This is a genomic window from Achromobacter sp. NFACC18-2 (assembly GCF_900108985.1).
Taxonomy (GTDB): Bacteria; Pseudomonadota; Gammaproteobacteria; order Burkholderiales; family Burkholderiaceae_B; genus Achromobacter.
Map to the genome: position 1 here is coordinate 291986 of NZ_FNYM01000001.1, position 21716 is coordinate 313701.

General features: G+C 67.2%; 21 protein-coding genes and 1 pseudogene. 12 read left to right on the forward strand and 10 right to left on the reverse strand.

Annotation, left to right across the window (positions count from 1 at the left end; translation table 11 throughout):
- Nucleotides 1-406: 406 nt before the first annotated feature.
- From BMW75_RS01335 to BMW75_RS01355, 5 genes are all read left to right on the forward strand, one after another.
- Nucleotides 407-1522: a high-affinity branched-chain amino acid ABC transporter substrate-binding protein gene (locus BMW75_RS01335; RefSeq protein WP_076520982.1), complete on the forward strand. Its 1116-nt coding sequence runs from the start codon at nucleotides 407-409 to the stop codon at nucleotides 1520-1522.
- A 191-nt stretch (nucleotides 1523-1713) separates the two neighbouring features.
- On the forward strand, nucleotides 1714-2640 hold the full coding sequence (gene livH, locus BMW75_RS01340) for a high-affinity branched-chain amino acid ABC transporter permease LivH (RefSeq protein ID WP_076520981.1): 927 nt from the start codon (nucleotides 1714-1716) through the stop codon (nucleotides 2638-2640).
- Complete coding sequence (locus tag BMW75_RS01345; RefSeq protein WP_175493063.1) at nucleotides 2640-3875, forward strand: high-affinity branched-chain amino acid ABC transporter permease LivM; 1236 nt, start codon at nucleotides 2640-2642, stop codon at nucleotides 3873-3875. The genes livH and BMW75_RS01345 overlap by 1 nt, the downstream gene beginning before the upstream one ends.
- Nucleotides 3872-4639 carry a high-affinity branched-chain amino acid ABC transporter ATP-binding protein LivG gene (livG, locus tag BMW75_RS01350; protein WP_092575756.1) on the forward strand — a complete coding sequence of 256 codons (768 nt, stop codon included), beginning with the start codon at nucleotides 3872-3874 and terminating at the stop codon, nucleotides 4637-4639. Before BMW75_RS01345 ends, livG begins: the two co-directional genes overlap by 4 nt.
- Complete coding sequence (locus tag BMW75_RS01355) at nucleotides 4639-5340, forward strand: ABC transporter ATP-binding protein (RefSeq protein WP_076520978.1); 702 nt, start codon at nucleotides 4639-4641, stop codon at nucleotides 5338-5340. The genes livG and BMW75_RS01355 overlap by 1 nt, the downstream gene beginning before the upstream one ends.
- Before the next feature lie 85 nt (nucleotides 5341-5425).
- Here the strand turns inward: BMW75_RS01355 and BMW75_RS01360 are convergent, their stop codons facing one another.
- The 3 genes and pseudogenes from BMW75_RS01360 to BMW75_RS01370 form a co-directional block, all read right to left on the reverse strand.
- Nucleotides 5426-6169 (reverse strand): cysteate racemase, encoded by a 744-nt coding sequence (locus BMW75_RS01360; protein ID WP_092575759.1) that lies wholly within the window; start codon nucleotides 6167-6169, stop codon nucleotides 5426-5428.
- Between the two features lie 16 nt (nucleotides 6170-6185).
- Nucleotides 6186-7637 carry an N-acyl-D-amino-acid deacylase family protein gene (locus tag BMW75_RS01365; protein WP_092575762.1) on the reverse strand — a complete coding sequence of 484 codons (1452 nt, stop codon included), beginning with the start codon at nucleotides 7635-7637 and terminating at the stop codon, nucleotides 6186-6188.
- A 9-nt stretch (nucleotides 7638-7646) separates the two neighbouring features.
- Nucleotides 7647-8623 (reverse strand): annotated as a pseudogene (locus BMW75_RS01370) (Bug family tripartite tricarboxylate transporter substrate binding protein).
- Nucleotides 8624-8741: 118 nt separating this feature from the next.
- On the opposite strand from BMW75_RS01370, the gene BMW75_RS01375 reads away from it, so the two are divergent.
- On the forward strand, nucleotides 8742-9698 hold the full coding sequence (locus tag BMW75_RS01375; RefSeq protein WP_092575763.1) for a LysR family transcriptional regulator: 957 nt from the start codon (nucleotides 8742-8744) through the stop codon (nucleotides 9696-9698).
- A 67-nt stretch (nucleotides 9699-9765) separates the two neighbouring features.
- On the opposite strand, the gene BMW75_RS01380 is transcribed toward BMW75_RS01375, so the two are convergent.
- The gene (locus BMW75_RS01380) at nucleotides 9766-10377 is read right to left on the reverse strand and encodes a glutathione S-transferase family protein (protein ID WP_092575766.1); all 612 of its coding nucleotides are present in this window, start codon (nucleotides 10375-10377) and stop codon (nucleotides 9766-9768) included.
- A 149-nt stretch (nucleotides 10378-10526) separates the two neighbouring features.
- On the opposite strand from BMW75_RS01380, the gene BMW75_RS01385 reads away from it, so the two are divergent.
- Together BMW75_RS01385 and BMW75_RS01390 are read left to right on the forward strand one after the other, a co-directional pair.
- The gene (locus tag BMW75_RS01385) at nucleotides 10527-11690 is read left to right on the forward strand and encodes a PQQ-dependent sugar dehydrogenase (protein WP_092575769.1); all 1164 of its coding nucleotides are present in this window, start codon (nucleotides 10527-10529) and stop codon (nucleotides 11688-11690) included.
- 5 nt (nucleotides 11691-11695) lie between these two features.
- Nucleotides 11696-12334, forward strand: a complete 639-nt coding sequence (locus BMW75_RS01390; RefSeq protein ID WP_092576264.1) for a glutathione S-transferase family protein — start codon at nucleotides 11696-11698, stop codon at nucleotides 12332-12334.
- Between the two features lie 22 nt (nucleotides 12335-12356).
- Here BMW75_RS01390 and BMW75_RS01395 read toward each other — a convergent pair whose 3' ends face one another.
- Together BMW75_RS01395 and BMW75_RS01400 are read right to left on the reverse strand one after the other, a co-directional pair.
- Nucleotides 12357-13265: a DMT family transporter gene (locus tag BMW75_RS01395; protein WP_092575772.1), complete on the reverse strand. Its 909-nt coding sequence runs from the start codon at nucleotides 13263-13265 to the stop codon at nucleotides 12357-12359.
- Between the two features lie 60 nt (nucleotides 13266-13325).
- The gene (locus BMW75_RS01400) at nucleotides 13326-13703 is read right to left on the reverse strand and encodes a DUF423 domain-containing protein (RefSeq protein WP_076520970.1); all 378 of its coding nucleotides are present in this window, start codon (nucleotides 13701-13703) and stop codon (nucleotides 13326-13328) included.
- Between the two features lie 326 nt (nucleotides 13704-14029).
- Between BMW75_RS01400 and BMW75_RS01405 the strand changes: the two genes are divergently transcribed.
- Together BMW75_RS01405 and BMW75_RS01410 are read left to right on the forward strand one after the other, a co-directional pair.
- A complete protein-coding gene (locus BMW75_RS01405) occupies nucleotides 14030-14515 on the forward strand; it encodes a type II RES/Xre toxin-antitoxin system antitoxin (protein WP_076520969.1) in 486 nt (161 codons plus the stop codon).
- Nucleotides 14512-15024 carry an RES family NAD+ phosphorylase gene (locus tag BMW75_RS01410; protein ID WP_092575774.1) on the forward strand — a complete coding sequence of 171 codons (513 nt, stop codon included), beginning with the start codon at nucleotides 14512-14514 and terminating at the stop codon, nucleotides 15022-15024. Before BMW75_RS01405 ends, BMW75_RS01410 begins: the two co-directional genes overlap by 4 nt.
- Nucleotides 15025-15078: 54 nt before the next feature.
- On the opposite strand, the gene BMW75_RS01415 is transcribed toward BMW75_RS01410, so the two are convergent.
- Both BMW75_RS01415 and BMW75_RS01420 read right to left on the reverse strand, forming a co-directional pair.
- Nucleotides 15079-16140 (reverse strand): alcohol dehydrogenase, encoded by a 1062-nt coding sequence (locus BMW75_RS01415; RefSeq protein WP_092575777.1) that lies wholly within the window; start codon nucleotides 16138-16140, stop codon nucleotides 15079-15081.
- 65 nt (nucleotides 16141-16205) lie between these two features.
- The gene (locus BMW75_RS01420; protein WP_092575779.1) at nucleotides 16206-17414 is read right to left on the reverse strand and encodes an ABC transporter substrate-binding protein; all 1209 of its coding nucleotides are present in this window, start codon (nucleotides 17412-17414) and stop codon (nucleotides 16206-16208) included.
- 264 nt (nucleotides 17415-17678) lie between these two features.
- Between BMW75_RS01420 and BMW75_RS01425 the strand changes: the two genes are divergently transcribed.
- A complete protein-coding gene (locus tag BMW75_RS01425; protein WP_092575782.1) occupies nucleotides 17679-18419 on the forward strand; it encodes an IclR family transcriptional regulator in 741 nt (246 codons plus the stop codon).
- A 30-nt stretch (nucleotides 18420-18449) separates the two neighbouring features.
- On the opposite strand, the gene rocF is transcribed toward BMW75_RS01425, so the two are convergent.
- Both rocF and rocD read right to left on the reverse strand, forming a co-directional pair.
- Nucleotides 18450-19388, reverse strand: a complete 939-nt coding sequence (gene rocF, locus BMW75_RS01430; RefSeq protein ID WP_092575784.1) for an arginase — start codon at nucleotides 19386-19388, stop codon at nucleotides 18450-18452.
- Nucleotides 19389-19436: 48 nt separating this feature from the next.
- On the reverse strand, nucleotides 19437-20660 hold the full coding sequence (gene rocD / locus BMW75_RS01435) for an ornithine--oxo-acid transaminase (protein ID WP_092575787.1): 1224 nt from the start codon (nucleotides 20658-20660) through the stop codon (nucleotides 19437-19439).
- Between the two features lie 277 nt (nucleotides 20661-20937).
- On the opposite strand from rocD, the gene BMW75_RS01440 reads away from it, so the two are divergent.
- Nucleotides 20938-21693, forward strand: coding sequence for a MetQ/NlpA family ABC transporter substrate-binding protein (locus tag BMW75_RS01440; protein WP_076522106.1), 756 nt, complete (start codon nucleotides 20938-20940; stop codon nucleotides 21691-21693).
- Nucleotides 21694-21716 lie beyond the last annotated feature (23 nt).

Consider the following 21716-nt stretch of genomic DNA (forward strand, 5'->3'; position numbering starts at 1 on the left):
CAAGGGCTGTGTAAGACCCGCGTAAGTACTGTATTTAAATGCGAGATTAAACGACGTATTAATCGCTGCGTATAACTACGTATAGCTACGTATATTTATCCGTCCATCCCTGGCACAAGCGGAAGACGCAAGCATAAATATCGTTTTTTCACCAGTCATCGACGCAGGAATTTTTGCGATTTATCCAAGGAATTCACGGACTTGCGCCCGCTATCCGTCCCGAATAAAAGGCCCTGACAAAATATTGGGGATTACACGCAGTGACAGTATGACGGCTTGCTTTCAGAATACCGCCCACATCGTGTTTTTGCCCAAGAAGCCGGCGACGGGCAATGCGGACAAAGGGGTACTCTCCCGATAACCCGTGTTGGACAGAGCCGCTCAAAACCTCGCTGGAGAACTCCGCATGAAGTTTCTGAATCGCCTTACCCCGGTAGCCATGGCGCTTGGGGCACTTGCCTTGGCTGGCGCCGCGCACGCCGCCGATACGATCAAGATCGGCATTCCCCAGCCCATGACCGGTCCCAACACCCAATACGGCGACCAGATCCAGGCCGGCGCGCTGACCGCCATCGAGACCATCAATGCCAAGGGCGGCGTCAAGGGCAAGAAGCTCGAACCCATCCTGATCGACGACGGCTGCGAACCCAAGCAGGCCGTGCCCGCGGCCAACCGCGTGGTCAATTCCGGCGCCAAGTTCGCCGTGGCCCATGCGTGCTCGGGCGTGACGGTCGCCGCCGTGAAGGTCTATGAAGAAGAGGGCATCGTCGGCATCACCCCGGGCGCCACGTCGCCGCTGGTCACCGACACCATCAAGCCGCACTTCTTCTTCCGCACCATCGGCCGCGACGACCAGCAAGGTCCGTACGCCGCCAACTACATCGCCAAGACGCTCAAGCCCAAGAAGGTCGCCGTCCTGCACGACAAGCAGACCTACGGTTCGGGCGTGGCCACCCAGGTCAAGGACGCGCTTGCCAAGCAGAACGTCAACGTCGCGCTGTTCGAAGGCATCAACGTCGGCGACAGCGATTACTCGGCCATCATCACCAAACTGAAGTCCGCGGGCGTGGACCTGGTCTATTTCGGCGGCTACCACCCCGAACTGGGCCTGCTGCTGCGCCAGTCGCGTGAACAGGGCCTGACCGTCCAGTTCATGGGCCCGGAAGGCACGGCCAACCAGGATCTGGTGGCCATCGCCGGCCCCGCCATCGATGGCCTGCTGGTCACGCTGCCGGCTGACTTCACCAAGCTGCCGGGCAATGAAGCCATCGTCAAGGCCTTCAAGGACGCCAAGCGCGATCCGGACGGCGCCTTCCAGATGCCGGCCTACGCCGCGGTCCAGATCCTTGTCGACAGCATCAACGCCGTTGGCGAAGACCCGGCCAAGGTCGCGGACTACATGCACAAGACCACCTTCAACACCGGCATCGGCAAGGTCGAATACGATGCCAAGGGCGACCTGAAGGACTTCGAGTTCGCCGTCTACAAGTGGGACAAGAACGGAAAGAAGACCCAGCTGTAAACACGCGATCCCGCCGGCGCGTTGCCGGCGTGTAGGGCCTGTCGTCTCCGTCTTGCCGTAATCCGCGTAGCGATGCGCCAAAAGCGCTGTGCGGCCGGCAAGGCGGCGATCACAGGCCCTTATGAAATACGCCCAGGTTTCCGGCTCCGGGTCTCACTACCGGGGCCGGAACCATTTGGAGCAAGAGAATCATGTCTGACCTCATACCCCAACTTACCCAGCAATTCTTCAACGGATTGTCCCTGGGAGCGATCTATGCGCTGATCGCCATCGGCTACACAATGGTCTACGGCATCATCGGTATGATCAACTTCGCCCACGGCGAAATCTACATGATCGGCGCCTACGTGGGCCTGGTCACCTTGACGGCCATCGGCACCGGCAGCGGCCTGCCCATGCCGTTCATCATTGCCACCATGCTGCTCGTGGCCATCGCCGTCACCGGCATCTACGGTTTTTCGGTCGAACGCGTTGCGTACCGGCCGGTGCGCGGCAGCCCCCGCCTGGTGGCGCTGATCTCCGCCATCGGCATGTCGATCTTCCTGCAGAATTGGGTGGCGCTCGGCCAGGGCGCACGCGACATGGCCGTGCCCGCGCTGGTGTCCGGCGCCGTGCAGTTCCAGATGGGTACCGATTTCGACGTGACGGTGCCGTACTCGCGCATCATGATCATCGTCGTGACGGTGGTGCTGATGGTGGCGCTGACGCTGTTCATCAAGTATTCCCGCATGGGACGCGCGTCGCGCGCCTGCTCGCAGGACATGCACATGGCCAACCTGCTGGGCATCGACACCAACCGCGTGATCTCGTTCACGTTCGTGATGGGCGCGATCCTGGCGGCGGTGGGTGGCGTGCTGATCGCCATCACCATCGGCAAGCTCAATCCCTTCATCGGCTTTCTGGCCGGCATCAAGGCCTTCACGGCCGCGGTGCTGGGCGGCATCGGCAGCATCCCCGGCGCCATGCTGGGCGGCGTGTTGCTGGGCCTGGCCGAAACCTTCGCGGCCGCCTATATCTCGTCACAGTACAAGGACATCGTGGCGTTCTCGCTGCTGGTCCTGATTCTGCTGTTCCGTCCCACCGGGCTGCTGGGCAAACCTGAGGTGGAAAAAGTCTGATGTCGAACAACAATCTCAAAAACGCCACCGTGGCCGCCGTGTTGACGGCGGTCATCGTCACGCCGGTCTTTGGCCTGCAGCTCATCCGCCAGGGGGCCCGCACCTCCATGGAATCGAACTGGTCGCTGGTGGCGCTTGCCGCCGCGGCGGTGTTCGTATTCCAGCTACTGCGGCCCTGGATCGCCATTCCATTCCAAAAGCTCAAGACCGGGCTGCCGACCTTGTCGGCGGCGCCCGCCAAGACCCACAAGCCGCTGATGTTCCTGCTGTTGGCCATCGCGGTGATCTGGCCGTTCTTCGCGGGCCGCAGTTCGGTCGACATCGCCACGCTGGTGCTGATCTACGTCATGCTGGGCCTGGGCCTGAACATCGTGGTCGGTTTCGCCGGCCTGCTCGACCTGGGGTTCGTGGGCTTTTATGCGGTGGGCGCCTATACCTACGCCTTGCTGTATCACTGGGGCGGCTGGAGCTTCTGGGAGGCGCTGCCGTTCGCGGGCGCGATGTCCGCGCTGTTTGGCTTTGTCCTGGGCTTTCCCGTGCTGCGGCTGCGCGGCGACTATCTGGCCATCGTGACGCTGGGCTTCGGTGAAATCATCCGCCTGCTGCTCATCAACCTGAATACGGTGACGGGCGGCCCGGACGGCATCTCCGGCATTCCCAAGCCCACGTTCTTCGGCCTGGAAATGACGCGCCGCGCCAGCACCGAGGGTGACCAGACGTTCCATGACTTCTTCGGGCTGACGTTCCAGAACCAGGACTTGGTGATCTACCTGTACATGATGGCGCTGTTGCTGGCGCTGGTGACGCTGTTCGTGTCCACGCGCCTGATCCGCATGCCGGTGGGCCGCGCCTGGGAGGCGCTGCGCGAGGACGAGATCGCCTGCCGCTCGCTGGGCCTGAACCCCACGCGCATCAAGCTGTCCGCGTTCACGCTGGGCGCCATGTTCGCGGGCTTTGGCGGCGCGTTCTTTGCCGCGCGCCAGGGCATGGTCAATCCGGAATCCTTCACCTTCATCGAGTCCGCGCTGATCCTGGCCATCGTGGTGCTGGGCGGCATGGGGTCGCAGGTGGGCGTGATCCTTGCGGCCATCCTGCTGACCGTGCTGCCCGAGCTGGCGCGCGAGTTCGCCGAGTACCGGATGCTGATGTTCGGCCTGGTGATGGTGTTGATGATGATGTGGCGTCCGCAGGGGTTGTTGCCCATGAAGCGTCCCCACGTGGAGCTGTCTAAATGAGCGAGGCATTGCTGAAAGTATCCGGCCTGACCATGCGGTTCGGCGGCCTGCTGGCCGTCGATAGCGTGGCCTTCGAGGTCAAGTCCGACGAGGTGTTCGCCATCATCGGCCCCAACGGCGCCGGCAAGACCACCGTGTTCAACTGCGTGGGCGGGTTCTACGCGCCCACGGCGGGCGAAATCATCATGGACGGCAAGCCCATCACGGGGCTGGCCAGCCACAAGGTGGCGCGCCACGGCCTGGTGCGCACGTTCCAGAACGTGCGCCTGTTCAAGCAGCTCACCGTGCTGGAGAACCTGCTGGTCGCGCAGCACACGCAGGTGGAGGCGCGGCTGCTGCCCGGCCTGCTCAAGCTCAAGGGCTACCGGCAGTCCGAAGCCGAGGCGCTGTCGCGCGCGGCGCAATGGCTCGATTTCATGGGCCTGCGCGAGTTCGCCAACCGCGAAGCCGGCAACCTGGCGTACGGCCACCAGCGGCGCCTGGAGATCGCGCGCTGCATGATCACCAAGCCGCGGCTGCTGATGCTGGACGAACCGGCGGCCGGCCTGAATCCCCAGGAAAAGCGGGACCTGCAATCGCTGATCGACCAGTTGCGGCGCGAGTTCGGCGTCGCGGTGCTGCTGATCGAACACGACATGAGCCTGATCATGGGCATTTCGGACCGCATCCTGGTCATGGAACATGGCAAGCCCATCACGACCGGCACCCCCGACCAGGTGCGCAACGACGAGCGCGTCATCAAGGCGTATCTGGGGGAGGAATGATGCTCAAGCTGGAAAACATACACACCTACTATGGCGCCATCCAGGCGCTCAATGGCGTGTCGGTAGAGGTCAACAAGGGCGAGATCGTCACGCTGATCGGCGCCAACGGCGCGGGCAAGACGACGCTGCTGATGACGGTCTGCGGCAACCCCCGGGCCCGCGAGGGCAAGATCACGTTCGAGGGCGAGGACATCACCCACAAGGAAACGCACCACATCATGCGCAGTGGCATCGCCATTTCGCCTGAAGGCCGGCGCGTGTTCAAGGACCTGACGGTCGCCGAGAACCTGATGATGGGGGGCTTTTTCGCCAAGCGCGACGAGATCCAGGCGGGCATCGACCATGTCTATGGCCTGTTTCCGCGCTTGAAAGAGCGTGCCAGCCAGCGCGCGGGCCTGATGTCGGGCGGCGAACAGCAGATGCTGGCGATCGGCCGTGCGCTGATGACCCGTCCGCGCCTGTTGCTGCTCGACGAGCCCACGCTGGGCCTGGCGCCGCTGGTCATTGCGCAGATCTTCGACATCATCCGCGAGATCCGCGAACAGGGCGTGACCGTGTTCCTGGTCGAGCAGAACGCGAACAAGGCATTGGGCGTGGCCGACCGCGGCTACGTGCTGGAGAACGGGCGCGTGGTGTTGCAGGACACCGGCGCGAATTTGCTGGTCAACGACCAGGTCCGCAAGGCGTATCTGGGCGGTTGACGTCTTCCCCGCGAAGGAAGCAGGCGCATCGGAAGATGCGCCTTTTTTTTCGTATGGCTCGCCAGACGGCGGCATTGCGCCGTCTTCAGGCCGCGATGCGTTGTTCCGGCTGGTCGGCCTGGTAATGCGCGATCGCGGCGCGGGCTAGGGCGTCGATGGAGTCGGTCAGCGTCACGCCCAGGCTGGCGCGCAGGGCGTGCGGGACGGCGAGGGGCAGCTCGGTGCAGCCCAGCACCACGGCGTCGGCGCCGCGCGCCTTCAGGCGGGCGATGCATTCGGCGGCGGGCGCGAAGGCGTCTTCGAGCTGGTTGCCTTTGACGGCGCGGATCGAGCCCATGCAGTAGCGTTCGACTTCGTCGTCATCGGGCACGATGCATTCGTAGCCCTGGGCCAGAAGGTGGCGCTGGTAGAGGCCGAGCTTGAGCGTGGCGGCGGTGCCCATCAGGCCGATGCGGCCGCTGGGCAGGCCCAGGCGGCGCAGGTCTTCGATGACGGCTTCGATGATGTGCAGCACCGGCAGCGGCGTCGAAGCGGCGATCTCGTCGAACCACAGATGGGCCGTGTTGCACGGGATGGCGATGAGCTGGGCGCCGGCCTGCTCCAGGAAGCGCACGCCGTCCACCATGTGGGGCAGGGGGTTCTCGCCGCCCGCCATGTAGGCGCTGGAGCGGTCGGGAATGCGGGGATCGTTGCGCAACAGCGTGGGAATGTGTTGCTGGTCGATCGTGGCGGGGGTCAGCGCCGCCAGGCGGAGGGCAAAGGCCGCGCCGGCCATGGGCCCCATCCCGCCCAATACACCCAGGTAGCAGCCCTGGGAAAACGTCTTCACTTTATGTACTCCGTGCTCATGCATCACCGGGCGTCAGGACCTGGCCCGGGCGTTCGGCGCCCGTCCGTTCCCCGTCCCAGACTTGCCTGCCATTGACCCACACGGCGTGGATGCCCCGGCTTGCCTGAATGGGAGCTGAAAAAGTGGCCGCGTCAGTGACGGTGGCGGGATCGAACAGCACCAGATCGGCATGATACCCCTCTCGCAGCAGGCCGCGCCCGGCGACACCGTATTGGGCGGCCGCCAGCCCGGTCATTTTGTGGATGGCGGATTCGAGCGTCAGCAGTTGCTGCTCGCGCACGAGGGTGCGCAGCACGTTGGTGAAGGTGCCCCATTGGCGCGGGTGCGGATGGGGATCGAAGGGCAGGCCGTCCGAGCCGACCATGGTCAGCGGATGGGCAAAGATGCGCTTGACGTCGGCCGGGTCCATCAGGAAGTAGATGGCGCCGGCGGGCGCCAGCCTGGCGACGGCCGCCTCGTCGTCCAGGCCCAGCTCGGCCATGACGTCGCTGAAGTCGCGGCCGGTTGCGTCCGGGTAGCCCTTGGACCACGTGATCATCGTGCGGCTGGCGAGCCGCGCGCGGTCCAGCCGCAGCATGGTCGACGTGGCGGGGTAGGGATGGCAGTCCAGGCAGACGGGCTGCGAGGCCGCCGCGCGGCTGATGAGGTCCAGCGTTTCGCGGGTGCGGCCGTGGTTGCGTTCGCCCGCCAGCTTGTGGTGCGAGAAGACGACGCGGCAGTCGATCTCGCGGCCGATGTGCAGCGCCTCTTCCATGGCGGGCACGATGTGGTCGGCCTCGTCGCGCAGGTGGGTGGCGTAGATGCCGGCGCGGCCGCGCAGCGGCAGGCACACGTCGACGATCTCGTCGGTGGGCGCGGCGCTGGCCGGCGGATAGAACGTGCCCGTGGACACGCCGAACGCGCCGGCATCCAGCGCTTCCTGCAGCAGCGCGCGCATGGCGGCCCGTTCGGCGCCGTTGGCCGCGCGCGCGGTGTCGTCCATGACGGCGACGCGCAACGTGGTGTGGCCCACCAGCGGAATCACGTTGACGGCCGCGGGCGTGGCCCGCAGCGCGTCCATCCAGGCGCGGAAGGTGTCAAAGCGGAACAGCTCCGGCGGCCCCAGCAGGTCCAGCGGCTGCGGGATCTGGGTGCGGGACAGGGGCGCCAGGCTGATCCCGCAGTTGCCGGTGACGACGGTGGTGATGCCCTGCGACACCTTGGGCCGCATGTCGGGATGGGCCAGGAGGTAACCATCGTCGTGGGTGTGCGAGTCGATGAAACCCGGCGCCAGGACCTGGCCCCGCCCGTCGATGACGGGCACTCCGTCCGGGTGGGCGAAGCCGCCCACCGCCGCGATGCGCCCGCCGCGCACGGCCAGGTCGCCCTGGCGCGCGGGCCCGCCCGATCCGTCGATGAGCGTTGCGCCCGCGACGATGAAGTCAGCCTGCAAGGTGTCTGCCGTCATGACGCTGGCTCAGTCGAGCTTATCGATGCCGGCCGTGTCGATGATCTGCTGCCATTTGGCGGTTTCACGATCGATCAGCTTCTTGAAGTCGGCGGGGGAGCCGGTGGCCGGTTCGGCGCCCAGCGTGGCCAGGCCCTGGCGCACTTCCGGCGCCTGCAGCGCCTTCTGGACGGCGGCGTTCAGCGAGGCCACCACGTCGTCGGGCGTGCCCTTGGGCGCCACCACGCCGCCCCAGGCGACGGTTTCATAGCCCTTCAGGCCGGCTTCGTCCAGCGTGGGCACGTCGGGCATCATCGGCAGGCGCTTCAGGCTGCTGACGCCGATGGCGCGGACCTTGCCGCTCTTGACCAGCGGCGCGGCCTCCGAGGTGTTGACGAACAGGTAGTCCAGGCGGCCGCCGAGCAGGTCCTGGATGGCGGCCGGGCCGCCGTTGTAGGGGATGAACATCACGTCCACCTTGGCCATGCTCTTGAAGAGCTCGCCGCCCATGTGGCCCGTCGTGCCCACGCCCGACGCGCCGTACGACAGGCGGCCCGGTTCCTTGCGAGCGCGATCGATCAGGTCCTGGACGCTCTTGACGGGGGAGTCGACCGGGACGATCAGCGCGTTGTAGAGATCGAACATGTGGGCGACCGGGGTCAGGTCTTTGTCGACGTCGTAGGGCAGGCGCTTGAAGAGCGAGCGGTTCACGGCCAGCGTGTTGATGTTGCCGTAGCCCACGGTGTAGCCATCGGGCGCGGCGCGCTTGATCAGCGCGATGCCGATGTTGCCGGCGGCGCCGGGGCGGTTTTCGATGACCATGGTGGCGCCCGTGTCGCGGGCGATCTGGGTGGTGATCAGGCGCGACAGCACGTCGGGCGATCGCCCGCGGCGGACGGGACCACGAAGGTGATGGGCTTGTCGGGATAGCCGGCCGCCGAGGCCGTGCCGAACAGGGCGACGCTGAGCGCCGCCACGGAAAGGCTGCGGAAGAACTTGTTGCGCATGGTGGATTTCCCCTGATGTTGTTTTGTGGAGCGGGCAGATTACACCCGGCCATGCGGCACTGCGTCATCGAAAAATGTCTCAAACCTATAATCCCCCGTTATTGGAAAAGGGGAAGAAATGGAAGCGGATGCGTATGCCGACGAGGTGGGTCCGAGTGCGGGGCGGCCGCTGAACCTGCGCCAGATCGAGGTGTTCCGCGCCATCATGATGGCCGGGTCGATCAGCGGGGCGGGGCGCATGCTGCATGTGTCGCAGCCGGCGGTGAGCCGGGTGCTGGCCCTGACGGAGACCCGCCTGGGCTATCGCCTGTTCGAGCGCGTGAAGAGCCGGCTGTCGCCGACGGCCGAGGCGCGGCGCCTGTATGCCGAGGTCGAGCAGGTGTACGGCGGCATCCAGCGCGTGAACGACCTGGCCGCCAGCCTGGGCCAGTCGGGCGCGGGGATGCTGAAAATCGTGGCCAGCGCCAGCTTCGGCCAGCGCCTCATCCCCATGGCGCTGGAGCGCTTCCGTGGCCGCAATGCCGGCGCGCGGGTGGATTACCGCAGCGTGACCTTCGACGAACTGGCGGCGTACTTTCTATCCGGCCAGGCGGACATCGGCATTTCCATGCAGCCGCCCGACCATCCGAACCTGACCTCCGTCCGTCTCGCGCAGGTGCCCGTGATCTGCGTGCTGCCGCCCGGCCATCCGCTGGCCAGCCACGATGCGATCCTGCCGGAGGATTTCTCGTCGGCGGCGTGGATCGGCTACCCGCGCGACACGCCGCTGGGGCGCGCGCTGCAGTCTTTCTTTGGCGATGGACCGCGCTGCGCGGCCGCCATCGAGGTGCATTCTCCCGTGACGGCCTGTTCGTTCGTGCAGCAGGGATTGGGGCCGGCGCTGGTGGACGCGTGGTGCGTGACGCCGGACCAGGCCGCGCACATGGCGCTGCGCCCGATCAAGCCCGAGGCCAGCGTCGAAATCTGGGCGACCCATTCCAACCTGACCGCGCCGCCCTTGCTGGCGCGGCGCTTCCTGGCGGCGGTGAAGAAGACGCTGGAAGGTCAGGTGCTGCCCGGCGTGGCGCCGGGATAAGTGGCGCCGGGAGGAGTGACGCCGGGATGAGTGACGCCGGGATGAGGCGGCCGGGCAGCGCGGTGCGTTACAGCCCTTCGGCCTGCAGGGCAGCCTTGACGCCGGCGTCGGCCTCCATGCGCGCATGGAACGTGGACAGGTTGTCCAGGCCCGACAGGTTCACTTCCTTGGCGCGCGCCCAGCGCAGCACCACGTACAGGTAGGCATCGGCGATCGACGGCGCGCTGCCCACGAGATAGGACTTGCCGGCCAGTTGCGCGTCCAGTTGCGCAAACAGCTTCGTCAGCAGCGCCGAGGCGGACGCCGCCAGTTCCTTCTGCGCGCTTTCGTCCTGCAGGTAGCGTTGCGCGCCGAACAGCAGCGAGAAGGTCTTGTGGAGGTCGGAGTTGATGAAGCCGACCCAGCGGCGCACTTCGGCGCGCGAACGCGGGGTGCCGTCGCCGAGCAGCTGGCTTTCCGGAGCCTGTTCGGCCAGGTATTCCAGGATGGAGACGTTCTGCGTGAGGGTCCAGTCGTCGACCGTCAGCGCAGGCACGGCGCCCAGCGGGTTGATCTGCAGAAACTCGGGGCTTTTGAGGGCGTCGCGGCTGAGCTTGTGCGTTTCGTACGGCTTGCCGATCCACTCCAGAACGATGTGGGAAGCGAGCGAGCACGCGCCGGGCATGTAGTACAGTTTCATGTGATGGAGTCTCCTGACAGGAAGGACGGGAGAGCTCCCGTCGCTGGGCGCTATGGTACGCCAAGCGGGCGCGCCATTCGCCGGCACCCCGCGCCTCTCTGTCATGCCTTCCGCGCCCGCATTCCAACCTGTCGCCGCCGGAGATGTCCATGCCGTCACGCACCGCCGCGAGCACGCGCGCGATTCCCTTTTTCCTGTCCTTGACGCTGGCCTGTGCCGTCGCGCCCGCGATTGCGCGCGCCGCGCAGGAACCGCCCTCGGCGCCGGCGCGGGTGACGCCCGTGGTGGGCGGCCTGGACCATCCCTGGTCGATGGCCTTCCTGCCCGACGGCGGCATTCTCATTACCGAACGCCCCGGCAACCTGCGGCTGCTGCGCACGCCCGGCGGGCTGTCCAAGCCCCTGGCCGGCGTGCCCAAGGTGGCCGCGCGCGGGCAGGGCGGCCTGCTCGATGTGGCGCTGTCGCCGGACTTCGCGACCGACCGCTATGTCTATCTGGCCTATGCGGAAGCGGACGGCGGCAAGAGCGGGACGGCCGTGGGACGTGGGCGCCTGTCCGATGACGCCAGCGGCCTGGAGGATTTTCGCGTGTTGTTCCGCCAGGAACCCAAGCTGTCGTCCGGCCAGCATTTCGGGGCGCGCCTGGTATTCGACGGCAAGGGTCATCTCTACATCGCGTTGGGCGAGAACAACCAGCGTCCCACCGCGCAGGACCTGGACAAGCTGCAGGGCAAGGTCGTCCGGCTCAAGGTCGATGGCACCGTGCCCGCGGACAATCCCTTCGTCGGCCGGCAGGGCGCGCGGCCGGAAATCTGGTCGTACGGGCATCGCAATCCGCAGGGCATGGCGCTCAATCCGTGGACGGGCGAACTCTGGGAAAACGAACACGGGCCGCGCGGCGGCGACGAGATCAACGTGGTGCAGCCGGGCAAGAACTATGGCTGGCCGCTGGCGACCCACGGCATCAACTATTCGGGGCTGGCCATTCCCGAGGCCAAGGGCGAGACCTTGCCGGGCATGGAGCCGCCGGTCTTCTGGTGGCCGAAGTCGCCCGCCATCAGCGGCATGGCCTTCTATGACGCGGACCGGTTTCCGGCGTGGCGCAATTCGGTGTTCATCGGCGCGCTGGGCAACCAGAACCTGATCCGCCTGACCGTCGATGGCAACCGCGTGATCGAAAAGGAAACGCTGCTCGACGACCGCAAGCGCCGCATACGCGACGTGCGGCAGGGGCCCGACGGCTATGTGTATGTGCTGACGGATGCTTCGCCGGGTGAATTGCTGCGGTTGGCGCCCGCCGAAACGGGAGGGTGACCGTCATGAAAACCTACGAACTCATCGGTTCCGCGGGCTGCGGCTCCGCCATCATCGAAATGGCGCTGGTGCTGGCCAACGTGCCCCACACGCTGACGAGCGTGCCCTACCTGAAGCCCGGTCCCGAGCGCAACCGCCTGTTGCGGCTCAATCCGTTGGGCCAGGTGCCCACGCTGGTCCTGCCCGACGGCGAGGTGTTGACGGAAAGCGCGGCGATGATCCTGCACCTGAACGACGTGGCGCCCGAGGCGGGTCTTGCGCCCGCGCCGGGGCAGCCGGAACGGGCGCGCTTCCTGAATCTGTTGATGCGCATCGTGGCGGCGATCTATCCCACCTTCACGTACGGCGACGATCCTTCGCAGTGGACGACGCCGGGCCCGGCGGTGGACCTGCTGCGCGAGCGCGTGCACACGCGACGCGCCGTGCTGTGGCAGGAACTGGAACGGCAGGCCGGCACGCCGCACATGCTGGGCCGGCGGTTTTCGGCGCTGGACCTGTATGTGACCGTCATGACGCACTGGCGCCCGGGGCCGTCCTGGTTCAGCGCCATGTGCCCGGCCCTGATGGCGGTGGCCCGCGAAGCCGCGCTGGAACCGAACGTGGCCAGTGTGTTGCAGCGGCATTTTCCCCCGCCCAGCGAATAGCGCGGGCGGGCGGCCCGCGGCGTCAGCTTGCGGCCCGGCGGCGCGACTTGCCCCGCGCCTCGCGCACGGCGATGTACACGCCGCTGCCCGCAATGAAGAGGGCGCCCAGGTAGGCATAGGCATCGGGCGCTTCGCGCCAGAAGATCCATCCCAGGATGGTGGCCCAGACCAGGCCCGTGTAGTCGAAGGGTGCCACGACCGACGCGGGGCCGATGCGGAATCCCTGCGTGATCAGCGCCAGTCCCAGCGTGCTGAACAGCGCGACCGCGCCGAAATACGGCAGGTCTTCGACGGCCGGCGCGCGCCAGACCCACGGCAGCCCGACCGCGCTGCACACCAACTGACCCAGCACGATGTAGAAGGTGGTGGTCAGCATGCCTTCGGCGCGGTTGATGCCGCGCGCCGTGATCATCATGACCGCGTAGAGCAGGGCGGTGGTCAGGGGCAGCAGCGTCGCCGCCTGGAACGCCTGCGTGCCCGGCCGTACCACGATGAGCACGCCGGCAAAGCCGGCCAGCACGGCCAGCCATCGCTTTCCATCCACGCGTTCTTTCAGGATCAGCACCGACAAGGCCGTGACGAAGAGCGGCGCGGCGAACGCGATGGCCGTGGCCTCGGCAAGCGGCAGCGCCTGCAGGCTCAGGTAGAAGCAACAGGCCGACACCACATTGATGGCGCCGCGCGTCAGGTGCAGGCCGGGGTGCGTCGTGCGCAGCACGCGGCGTCCGCCCAGCCAGAGCGCCAGCGCGGTCACGAACGGCAATGCGATCAGCGCCCGCAGGAACAGGATCTGCAGCGGGTTGTAGTGGGCGCCCAGCCACTTGGCGTTGGCGTCGCTGAGCGTCAGAAAGAAGATGCCGCCCGCCACGCAGGCGATGCCAGCGGCGGCGGAGTGTTCACGGACGGCGGGTAATGCGGTGGAGGGGGACATCTGAAGCCTGCAAAGTCGGCGGTTCCTGCCGCCGGGGGGAGGGAAAGCGGGAAAGCGGCCTTAGCCCTGGGCGCGATAGGCGGCCAGCGCGACCATGGCCCAGGCGGCCAGGAAGGCGGTCCCCCCGAATGGCGTCACGGCGCCCAGCCAGCGGACGCCGGTCAGCGACAGCACGTACAGGCTGCCGGAAAACAGCACGATGCCCACGAACATCACGAGCCCCGCGGCCGACAGCAGCGGCGAGCCGAAGCGCGTGCCCAGCAGCGCGATGATGAACAGGCCGAGGGCGTGGACCAGGTGGTACATCACGCCGGTCTGCCAGACGGCCAGGAGGTCCGGCGTCAGCAGCCGCTTGAGCCCGTGCGCGCCGAACGCGCCGGCGCCCACCGCCACCATGAGATTCAACGCCGCGAGTATCGTGAGCTGCCGGTCCGTCATTGCCAGTCCTTGTAAGAGATGCGAGGGGGAAATTTGCCGCCGCCTATGATAGGCCGAAACCTCGGGCCGAATGGCTGCCCGAATGTCTGCCCGAACGTCGGGCCGGACAGGGCGCATGGCGGGGGCGGCGGCGGGTCTTGAATGGGCATTGGTGGACCCCTGATGCGGCCTTGGTGGACCCTTGATGCGCCCCTGGGCCAGCGCAACCCGGCCTTGCCCAGGGATTTCCAAATGGGATATTATAAATTCAATATGGAAACCCAGCCGCTGGTGGATCGTCCGCCTGCCCGGGCCGGCAGTCCCCTTCGCGGCGTCAGGAGCCCCCCATGACCATCGCCCTTGCCGACAAGTCCCCCGCCAAGCGCGGCGCCAGCGCCAAGCGTCCGCCGCGCCATCCCACGGCCCGCGCCAAGCAGCTTTTTCGCGGCCTGATTGACAGCCCGCTCATCGACATGGCGCGCGATGTGCGGCGCGGCCTGCCCGCGCAGATGGTGGACGACGCGGCCGACTACCTGCAGGTTCCCAAATCTGAAATCATGGCCATCACCGAGGTCAAGGCGGCATCGTTGTCGCGCTGGACGCGTGAAGGGCAGGCGCTGCCGCTGGGCGAATCCGACCGCCTGGCCCGCGTCGCCCGCGTCGTGCGCGTCGCCCGCCAGGTGCTGGGCAGCGATGAAGAAGCCGTGCTCTGGCTGAACACGCCCGTGCCCGCCCTGGGCAACGTCAAGCCGCTGTCCCTGCTGACCTCCGACGCCAGCAGCCGCATCGTCGAAGACACGCTGGCCCGTGCCGCCGCCGGCGTTTACGCATGACGGACTTCGTCTCGTTGTGGCGCATCGGCACGACGGCGGGCAAGTACCGGGCGGATGACCTGAGCGGCGCGGGGGCCGCCGCCGTGGGCGGACGTTACAACAGCCCGGGAACGCCGGTGGTGTATGCGTCCGCGAGCGTGGCGCTGGCGGTGCTGGAGACGGTGGTGCACTTTGCGGCGCGCGCGTCCGAACACGCCAACCGCTACCTGATCGAACTGGCGGTGCCCCACGCGCTGTTCGAGGGGCGCCAGGCGCTATCGCTGACCCAGTTGCAGGAAGACTATCCGTTCTGGGATGCGGTGCCGTTCGCCGAGGCCTCGCAGGCGGTCGGCGACAACTGGGTGGCATCCGGCGTGTCGGCCCTGCTTGAACTGCCCAGCGCCATCGTGCCGTACCGGGGCGTGCCGGACTGCAATTTCCTGATCAATCCCGCGCATCCCGATGCGGAGCAGATCGTGGTGGTGCGGCGGGAACGCTTCATCTACGACCCGCGGCTGCGGCCAGCGTAATCGTGGGCGCGCGCCGGGGTCCCGAGCGCGCCCGCGCGATCCACTGCCGCCAGATCAATCCACCGTCAGCACGGCCCGGCCCACGACCTTGCCGGCGCGCAACGAGGCCAGCACGCTGTCCGCTTCGGCCAGCGCATGGCGGTGGACTGGCATCGGCGGCACCTTACCGGCCCGCACCAGTTCCATCAGCTCCTTCAGCTCGGCCAGGTTGCCCACGTAGCTGCCGATGATGGATAGGGCCTTCATCGGGATCAGCGCGATGGGCCAGGTGGATCCGCCGCCGAAAAGGCCCACGATGATGAGCTTGCCGCCCTTGGTCAGGAAATCGAAGGCCAGCGACGTGGTGGCGGGCGCGCCCACCAGGTCGATCGCGGCCTGCACGGGCTTGCCGCCGGCCGCCTGGATGATCTGTTGCGCCGCGTCGGGCGCGGCGCCGTCGATGGCGGCCAGCGCGCCCGCGTCCAGCGCCGCCTGGCGCTTGGCGGGGTCGATGTCGACCACGATGGCGCCCGCGCCGCCCAGCGCCTTGATGAGGGTCAGGCTCATGAGGCCGAGTCCGCCCGCGCCGAAGATCACGACGGGATGTTCGCGGTAGACGTCGGCGCCGATCTTTTTCAGCGCGGAGTAGGTGGTCAGGCCCGAGCAGGCATAGGGCGCGATCTGCGCCGGTTCGAGGTCGCCGATGTCGATGAGATAGCGGGGGTGCGGCACCAGGATGTGGTCGGCGTAGCCGCCCGCGCGGTGCACGCCCAGGCAGGCCGGCGCGGTGCAGTGGTTTTCCATGCCGGCGATGCACGACGGGCACTTGCCGCAGCCGATCCACGGATACACGAGATAGTTGCGGTCGGGGGCGAGTCCCTGCGCGTCGGGCCCGGCCGCCACGACGGCGCCCACCGTTTCGTGGCCCATGGTCAGGGGCAGGGACACGCCGCGGTCCTTGAGCGACAAGGTGCGGCCCTGGCCGAGGTCATAGCCGCCTTCCCACAAGTGGATGTCGCTGTGGCATACGCCGGCCGCGCGCACCTTCAGCAGCACTTGCGACCCTTGCGGGGTGGGCGTGGGCTGGTCCATTTCCTGCAGGGGTTCGCGGAAATTGACGACGCAATAGCACTTCATGGATGTCTCCTTTGTATGTTCGCTGCGCCTTGCGGCCGGACGCGAGCCCGGCGCGCCGGCGGGATCTATTTCTTGACCAGGGGGCACTCGCTGTCGGCGAGCGACACGAAGACCTTTTCGCCCGGCACCGTGGACAGGATGCGGTAGTAATCGTTCGGATGCTTGGCGTCGGCGGGCTTTTTCACTTCAACCAGATACAGGTCCATGATGACGCGGCCATCTTCGGGGCGCACCCGGGCATTCTTGATCAGTTTGGTCGTGATGGGCAACTCGCGCATCTTCTGGTTGACCGCCGCCCCGTCGAAGGTGCCCGCGGCCTGCGCGGCCTGCAGGTAATGGGTGGTGGCGACGTAGCTCAGGGCCTGGACGATCGACGGCGCGCGCGTGACGCCCATCTTCTTTTGCCAGCGCTGGGTCCAGGCGCGCGTGTCCTCGTCGGCGTCCCAGTAAAAGCCCGTGGGAAAGGCCAGGCCCTGGGCGACGGGCAGCCCCATGGCGTGCACGTCGTTGATGAAGGTGAGAAACGTCAGCATGCGCTGCTTGCCGCCGCCCAGGCCGAACTCCTGCGCCTGCTTGATGAGATTGACCAGGTCGCCGCCGGCGCTGGCCAGCCCGACCACGTCGGACTTGGAGGACTGTGCCTGGATCAGGAACGAGGCGAAGTCCAGGGCGCCCAGGGGATGGCGCGTGCTGCCCACGACCTTGCCGCCCGCGCCCTCGACAAAGCGCGACGCGTTGCTCTCCAGCGATTTGCCGAACACGTAATCGGTGGTGATGAAATACCAGCTCTTGCCGCCGCTTTCGACGACGCTCTTGACCACGGCGTTGGCCAGCGCATAGGTGTCGGGCGCCCACTGGGTGCTGAGGTTGCTGCACTGCTTGCCGCTGAAGTCGCCGGCAAAGCCGCCGCTGATGAGGGCGGTGCCGCCTTTTTCGCGCGCCACGCCCTGGGCGGCAAGCCCGGCCGAGCTGGCGCCGCCGTCAACGACCGCCACCACGCCCTGCGTATCGAACCAGCGGCGCACCAGCGCGGACGCGACGTCGGCCTTGTTCTGGTTGTCCGCGCCGACGACCTCCACGGTCTTGCCGGCCACTTTGCCGCCGAAGTCTTCCACGGCCATGCGCACGGCCATTTCGGAGCCCAGGCCGCCCAGGTCGGAATAGATGCCGGAGCGGTCGTTGGATACCCCCAGCCGCACGACGTCGGACTGGGCTTGGGCCGCGCAGGCGGCCAGGGCGGCGGCAAGGGCCGCCAACACGGGTTTGATACGCATCTGTCTGTCTCCCAGCCCGTGGACGGGCCGTTTTTATTGAATGTGATGGATGACGCGGCAACACGGAAGGCGGCGCCGGTCTCCAGCCGGCTGAAATTTATTTCTTATTGGTGAATGTAAATTCCTGTGCAAGAATTTATGTACCCGACCATGAAAAGTCAACACGGTGGAACACCTTAGTTCCTTAGTTCCCTAGCCCCCGTAGTCCCGTAGTCCCTTGGTCCGGACGCGGGAAATCGGACGCCACGAAGGAGGGCCGACGCAGTGGAAGTCAAGCTAGTCGCGCGGACGCTGGAATTGATCGAGCTGTTTGCGCACACGCGCCGTCCGATGCCGCTGACGGAGCTGGCCCAGGGCCTGGGCGCGCCGATGTCCAGTTGTCTGGCGCTGGTGCGCACGCTGGTCGCGCGCGGCTACCTGTACGAAGTGCGGCGCCGCGCGGGCTACTACCCGACCGCCAAGCTGCACGCGCTGGCCGGGCAGATCCTGGCGGGCGATCCCTGGCTGGAGCGGGTGCGCCCGCGCCTGCTCGTCCTGCGCGACGCCGTCGACGAAACCGTGATGCTGGGAAAGATCCAGGACGGCGCGGTGGTCTTTCTGGACGTGGTGGAATCCACGCAGCCCGTGCATTACGCGGCCCGGCCGGGCGAGCGGCGGCCGCTGCACACCAGTTCCGTCGCCAAGGCCATCCTGGCCCGCCTGCCGGCCGCCGAGCGCGAGCACGTGCTGGCGGTGGCGCAGTACACGCGCTACACGGACAGCACGTTGACGACGCGTGACGCGCTGCTGGCCGACGTGGCGCGCGCGGCCGAACGGGGGTGGGCGTCGAACGTGGGGGAGAGCGTGGTGGACCTGACCGGCCTGGCCGTGGCGCTCGACCTGGGCGGGGAATGGTATGCGCTATGCCTGGCCGGACCCACGCCGCGCGTGTGGGGCCAGCATGAGGCAAAACTGGTTCACATGCAGGCGGCGGCCGAGGCCATCCGGCGCGACCGCGAAGGCTGAGCGGGCGGCCCCGCGCAACATGGCCGCGCGCTAGGCGCCGCGGCGCACCAGCGTCGACTTGCCGAACAGGCTTTCGATCAGGTCCACGGCCAGTTCGGCAGTGCGGTTGCGCACATCCAGCGCGGGGTTGAGCTCGACCACGTCGAGCGAGCGCATGAGGCCGGTGTCGGCGATCATCTCCATGCAGAGCTGGGCCTCGCGGTACGTGGGGCCGCCCATGACCGTGGTGCCCACGCCCGGCGCGATTTCGGGGTCCAGGAAGTCCACGTCGAAGCTCACATGCAGGTGGGTCTGGGCGTCCAGGCCGGCCAGCGCGGCCTGCATGGTGGCGCGCATGCCCATTTCGTCCAGGTAACGCATGTCGAAGACCTCCATGCCGGCGTCGTGCAGCAGCCGCTTTTCGCCCGGGTCGACGCTGCGGATGCCGATCTGGCGCATGCAGGCCGGGTCGATGTCCGGGCAGACGCCCGACATGCCGGTCAGGGGCGCGGGTCCGTTGCCGCACAGGCAGGCCACCGGCATGCCGTGCAGGTTGCCGGTGGGCGTGAGCGTGTTGGTGTTGAAGTCGGCGTGGGCGTCCAGCCACAGGATGCGCAGCTTCTTGCCCGTGGCGCGGCAATGGCGCGCCACGGCGCTGATCGAGCCGATGCCCAGGCTATGGTCGCCCCCCAGCAGCACGGGCAGGCGGCCGTGGGCCAGCTCCTCGTGGACGGCGTCGTGCACGGCCTGGTTCCAGGCGGCCACTTCCGCAAGGTGGCGGTAGCCGTCCACGGGCGGCAGCCAGGGGTTGGCCGGGCCGTACAGGTTGCCGCGGTCGCGGACCTGGTAGCCCAGGGCCTCGATGACCGGCCCGAGGTTCGCGACGCGCAGGGCTTCCGGGCCCATCGAGGCGCCGCGCGCGCCGGCGCCGATGTCGGTGGGCGCGCCAATCAGGGTGACGTCGGCGGGCAAGGCGGGGGTGTTGGTCAAGTCGTGGGCTCCGGTGTTGCGGTTCAAGGGGTGTCGTGATGGGGGGAATCAGGCGGCGGACAGCACCGCCGCCAGTTGGTCGCAGGCCCAGTCGACTTCGTCGCGGGTGACGACCAGGGGCGGGGATAGCCGCAGCGTGTGGCCGTGCGTGTCCTTGACCAGCAAGCCCCGCGCCTGCAGGCGTTCGCACCACAGGCGGGCGCCGCCCGCGTCCGGCTCCAGTTCGACGGCCAGCATCAGGCCGCGTCCGCGCACTTCGCGCACGGGGCCGGGCAGGTCGCGCAGCCGCGCCAGGAAATGGGCGCCGACCGTGGCCGCGTTGTCGATCATGCCTTCCTCGGTCAGCACGCGCAGCGCGGCGCGCGCGATGGCGCAGGCCAGCGGATTGCCGCCGAAGGTGCTGCCGTGCTGGCCGGGCTGGAACACGCCCAGCACGTCGGCGTTGGACAGGACGGCGGACACGGGATAAAAGCCGCCCGACAATGCCTTGCCGATGAGCGTGACGTCGGCCTCGATGCCTTCGTGTTCCTCGGCCAGCAGCTTGCCCGTGCGGCCCAGTCCGGTCTGGATTTCATCGAGGATCAGGGTGATGCCTTTTTCCGTGCAGCGCTGCCGCACGCGGGCGAAGTAGCCGGGCGGCGGCAGCACGACGCCGGCTTCGCCCTGGATCGGCTCGACCAGGAAGGCCACCGTGCGGTCGGTGATGGCGGCGTCGAAGGCTTCAAAATCGCCAAAGGGCACGATCTTGAAGCCTGGCGCGAAGGGGCCGTAGTGGCCATAAGCGTCGGGGTCGGTCGAAAACCCGACGATGCCCAGCGTGCGCCCGTGGAAGTTGTTGGCGCAGACGATGATTTCGGCCTGGCCCTCGGGCACCCCGCGCACCTCGTAGCCCCATTTGCGCACAGCCTTGATGGCGGTCTCCACGGCCTCCGCGCCGCTGTTCATGGGCAGGATCTTGTGGGCGCCGGTCAGGCGCGCCAGGTCCTCGTAGAAGCCCGCCATCTGGTCATGGCGGAACGCGCGGGAGGTCAGCGTGAGCTTGCCCGCCTGTTCCACCATCGCGGCCAGGATGCGCGGATGGCAATGGCCCTGGTTGACCGCGGAATAGGCGGCCAGGCAGTCCAGGTACTTGCGGCCGTCGACGTCATACACCCACACGCCGCTTGCCCGCGAAAGCACGACGTCCAGCGGGTGGTAATTGTGCGCGCCCAGCTGGTCTTCGATATGGTCCCGGCGGCTGGCAGCGGACTGCGCGCCGGTCTGAGGGGGCATTACCGCACTCATGAGCGTCTCCCGAAGGCGTTCGGCGGCCATGTCTGGCCATGGATGGCGGCCCGGTCTTTGCAGCCATCTTAGCGCCACCGGCGCGGCTTGGCATTGCCATTGCATGACCAAGGCTTTTCCGGAGGCGGCGGGCGGGGTGCTGCACAATAGCGCCTGTGCCGGACCGTCGTCCGGCGTTCCGAATCTGTGGATGGCCGACATGCTTTTGCACCAATTGCTTGAGAAACTGACGCGCGGGGCCATCGTGGCCGCCCTGGGATTGGCCATGGTCGCGCCTGCGGCGGCGCAGGAACAGCCGCTGCGCATCGGCGTCATCGCCAGCGTCGCCAATGAAGCCACCGAACTGGCGATCGCCCAGGCAAAAAAGGAAGGGCTGGACGTCAAGCTGGTGGAGTTCAACGACTGGGTGCTGCCCAACATCGCCGTGGCCGACGGCTCGGTGGATGCCAATTTCTTCCAGCACGCGCCATTTCTCGAACTCTTCAATCAGCGGCGCGGCGCCAACCTGCAGCCCATCGCGTATGGCTATTCGACCACCATCGGACTGTTTTCCAAGAAATTGAAGAAGGGCGATCCGGTGCCCGAGGGCGCGACGATCGCGGTGCCCAACGACCCGGTCAACACCGGCCGCGCCTTGCTGCTGCTCCAAACGATGGGGCTCATCACGCTCAAGCCGGGCGTGGCGCACCAGGCCACCCTGCAGGACGTGGTGGCCAACCCGAAGCGGCTCAAGTTCGTGCAGATCGAAGGGTCGCAATCGGCCCGTACGTTCGATGACGTGACGGCCTCGGTGACCTACACGACGTTTGCCAAGCAGGCGGGCCTGAACGAAAAGGACGGCCTGGCCTTCGACAATACGGACCCGGACAGCATCCGCCGCTACGCCATCCGCTGGGTCGCCAAGCCGGAAAAGGCGCAGGATCCGCGCCTGCTGAAGTTCATCGCCATCTATCAGAACTCGCCCGAGGTGAAGGCCACGCTCAAGCGGCTCTACGGGGATCTGATTTCCTTTCCTTGGTGAGCGGACAAGCGGAATCAGCGGAA

What these genes read in the sequence shown, in the direction of transcription:
- BMW75_RS01415 (WP_092575777.1), bottom strand. Translation starts at nt 16,140, where the DNA reads ATGAAGTGCTATTGCGTCGTCAATTTCCGCGAACCCCTGCAGGAAATG.
- BMW75_RS01345 (WP_175493063.1), top strand. Translation starts at nt 2,640, where the DNA reads ATGTCGAACAACAATCTCAAAAACGCCACCGTGGCCGCCGTGTTGACG.
- BMW75_RS01385 (WP_092575769.1), top strand. Translation starts at nt 10,527, where the DNA reads ATGCCGTCACGCACCGCCGCGAGCACGCGCGCGATTCCCTTTTTCCTG.
- BMW75_RS01395 (WP_092575772.1), bottom strand. Translation starts at nt 13,265, where the DNA reads ATGTCCCCCTCCACCGCATTACCCGCCGTCCGTGAACACTCCGCCGCC.
- livG (WP_092575756.1), top strand. Translation starts at nt 3,872, where the DNA reads ATGAGCGAGGCATTGCTGAAAGTATCCGGCCTGACCATGCGGTTCGGC.
- BMW75_RS01365 (WP_092575762.1), bottom strand. Translation starts at nt 7,637, where the DNA reads ATGACGGCAGACACCTTGCAGGCTGACTTCATCGTCGCGGGCGCAACG.
- BMW75_RS01355 (WP_076520978.1), top strand. Translation starts at nt 4,639, where the DNA reads ATGCTCAAGCTGGAAAACATACACACCTACTATGGCGCCATCCAGGCG.
- livH (WP_076520981.1), top strand. Translation starts at nt 1,714, where the DNA reads ATGTCTGACCTCATACCCCAACTTACCCAGCAATTCTTCAACGGATTG.
- BMW75_RS01375 (WP_092575763.1), top strand. Translation starts at nt 8,742, where the DNA reads ATGGAAGCGGATGCGTATGCCGACGAGGTGGGTCCGAGTGCGGGGCGG.
- BMW75_RS01335 (WP_076520982.1), top strand. Translation starts at nt 407, where the DNA reads ATGAAGTTTCTGAATCGCCTTACCCCGGTAGCCATGGCGCTTGGGGCA.
- BMW75_RS01390 (WP_092576264.1), top strand. Translation starts at nt 11,696, where the DNA reads ATGAAAACCTACGAACTCATCGGTTCCGCGGGCTGCGGCTCCGCCATC.
- BMW75_RS01380 (WP_092575766.1), bottom strand. Translation starts at nt 10,377, where the DNA reads ATGAAACTGTACTACATGCCCGGCGCGTGCTCGCTCGCTTCCCACATC.
- BMW75_RS01410 (WP_092575774.1), top strand. Translation starts at nt 14,512, where the DNA reads ATGACGGACTTCGTCTCGTTGTGGCGCATCGGCACGACGGCGGGCAAG.
- rocD (WP_092575787.1), bottom strand. Translation starts at nt 20,660, where the DNA reads ATGCCCCCTCAGACCGGCGCGCAGTCCGCTGCCAGCCGCCGGGACCAT.
- BMW75_RS01440 (WP_076522106.1), top strand. Translation starts at nt 20,938, where the DNA reads ATGGTCGCGCCTGCGGCGGCGCAGGAACAGCCGCTGCGCATCGGCGTC.
- BMW75_RS01405 (WP_076520969.1), top strand. Translation starts at nt 14,030, where the DNA reads ATGACCATCGCCCTTGCCGACAAGTCCCCCGCCAAGCGCGGCGCCAGC.
- BMW75_RS01400 (WP_076520970.1), bottom strand. Translation starts at nt 13,703, where the DNA reads ATGACGGACCGGCAGCTCACGATACTCGCGGCGTTGAATCTCATGGTG.
- BMW75_RS01420 (WP_092575779.1), bottom strand. Translation starts at nt 17,414, where the DNA reads ATGCGTATCAAACCCGTGTTGGCGGCCCTTGCCGCCGCCCTGGCCGCC.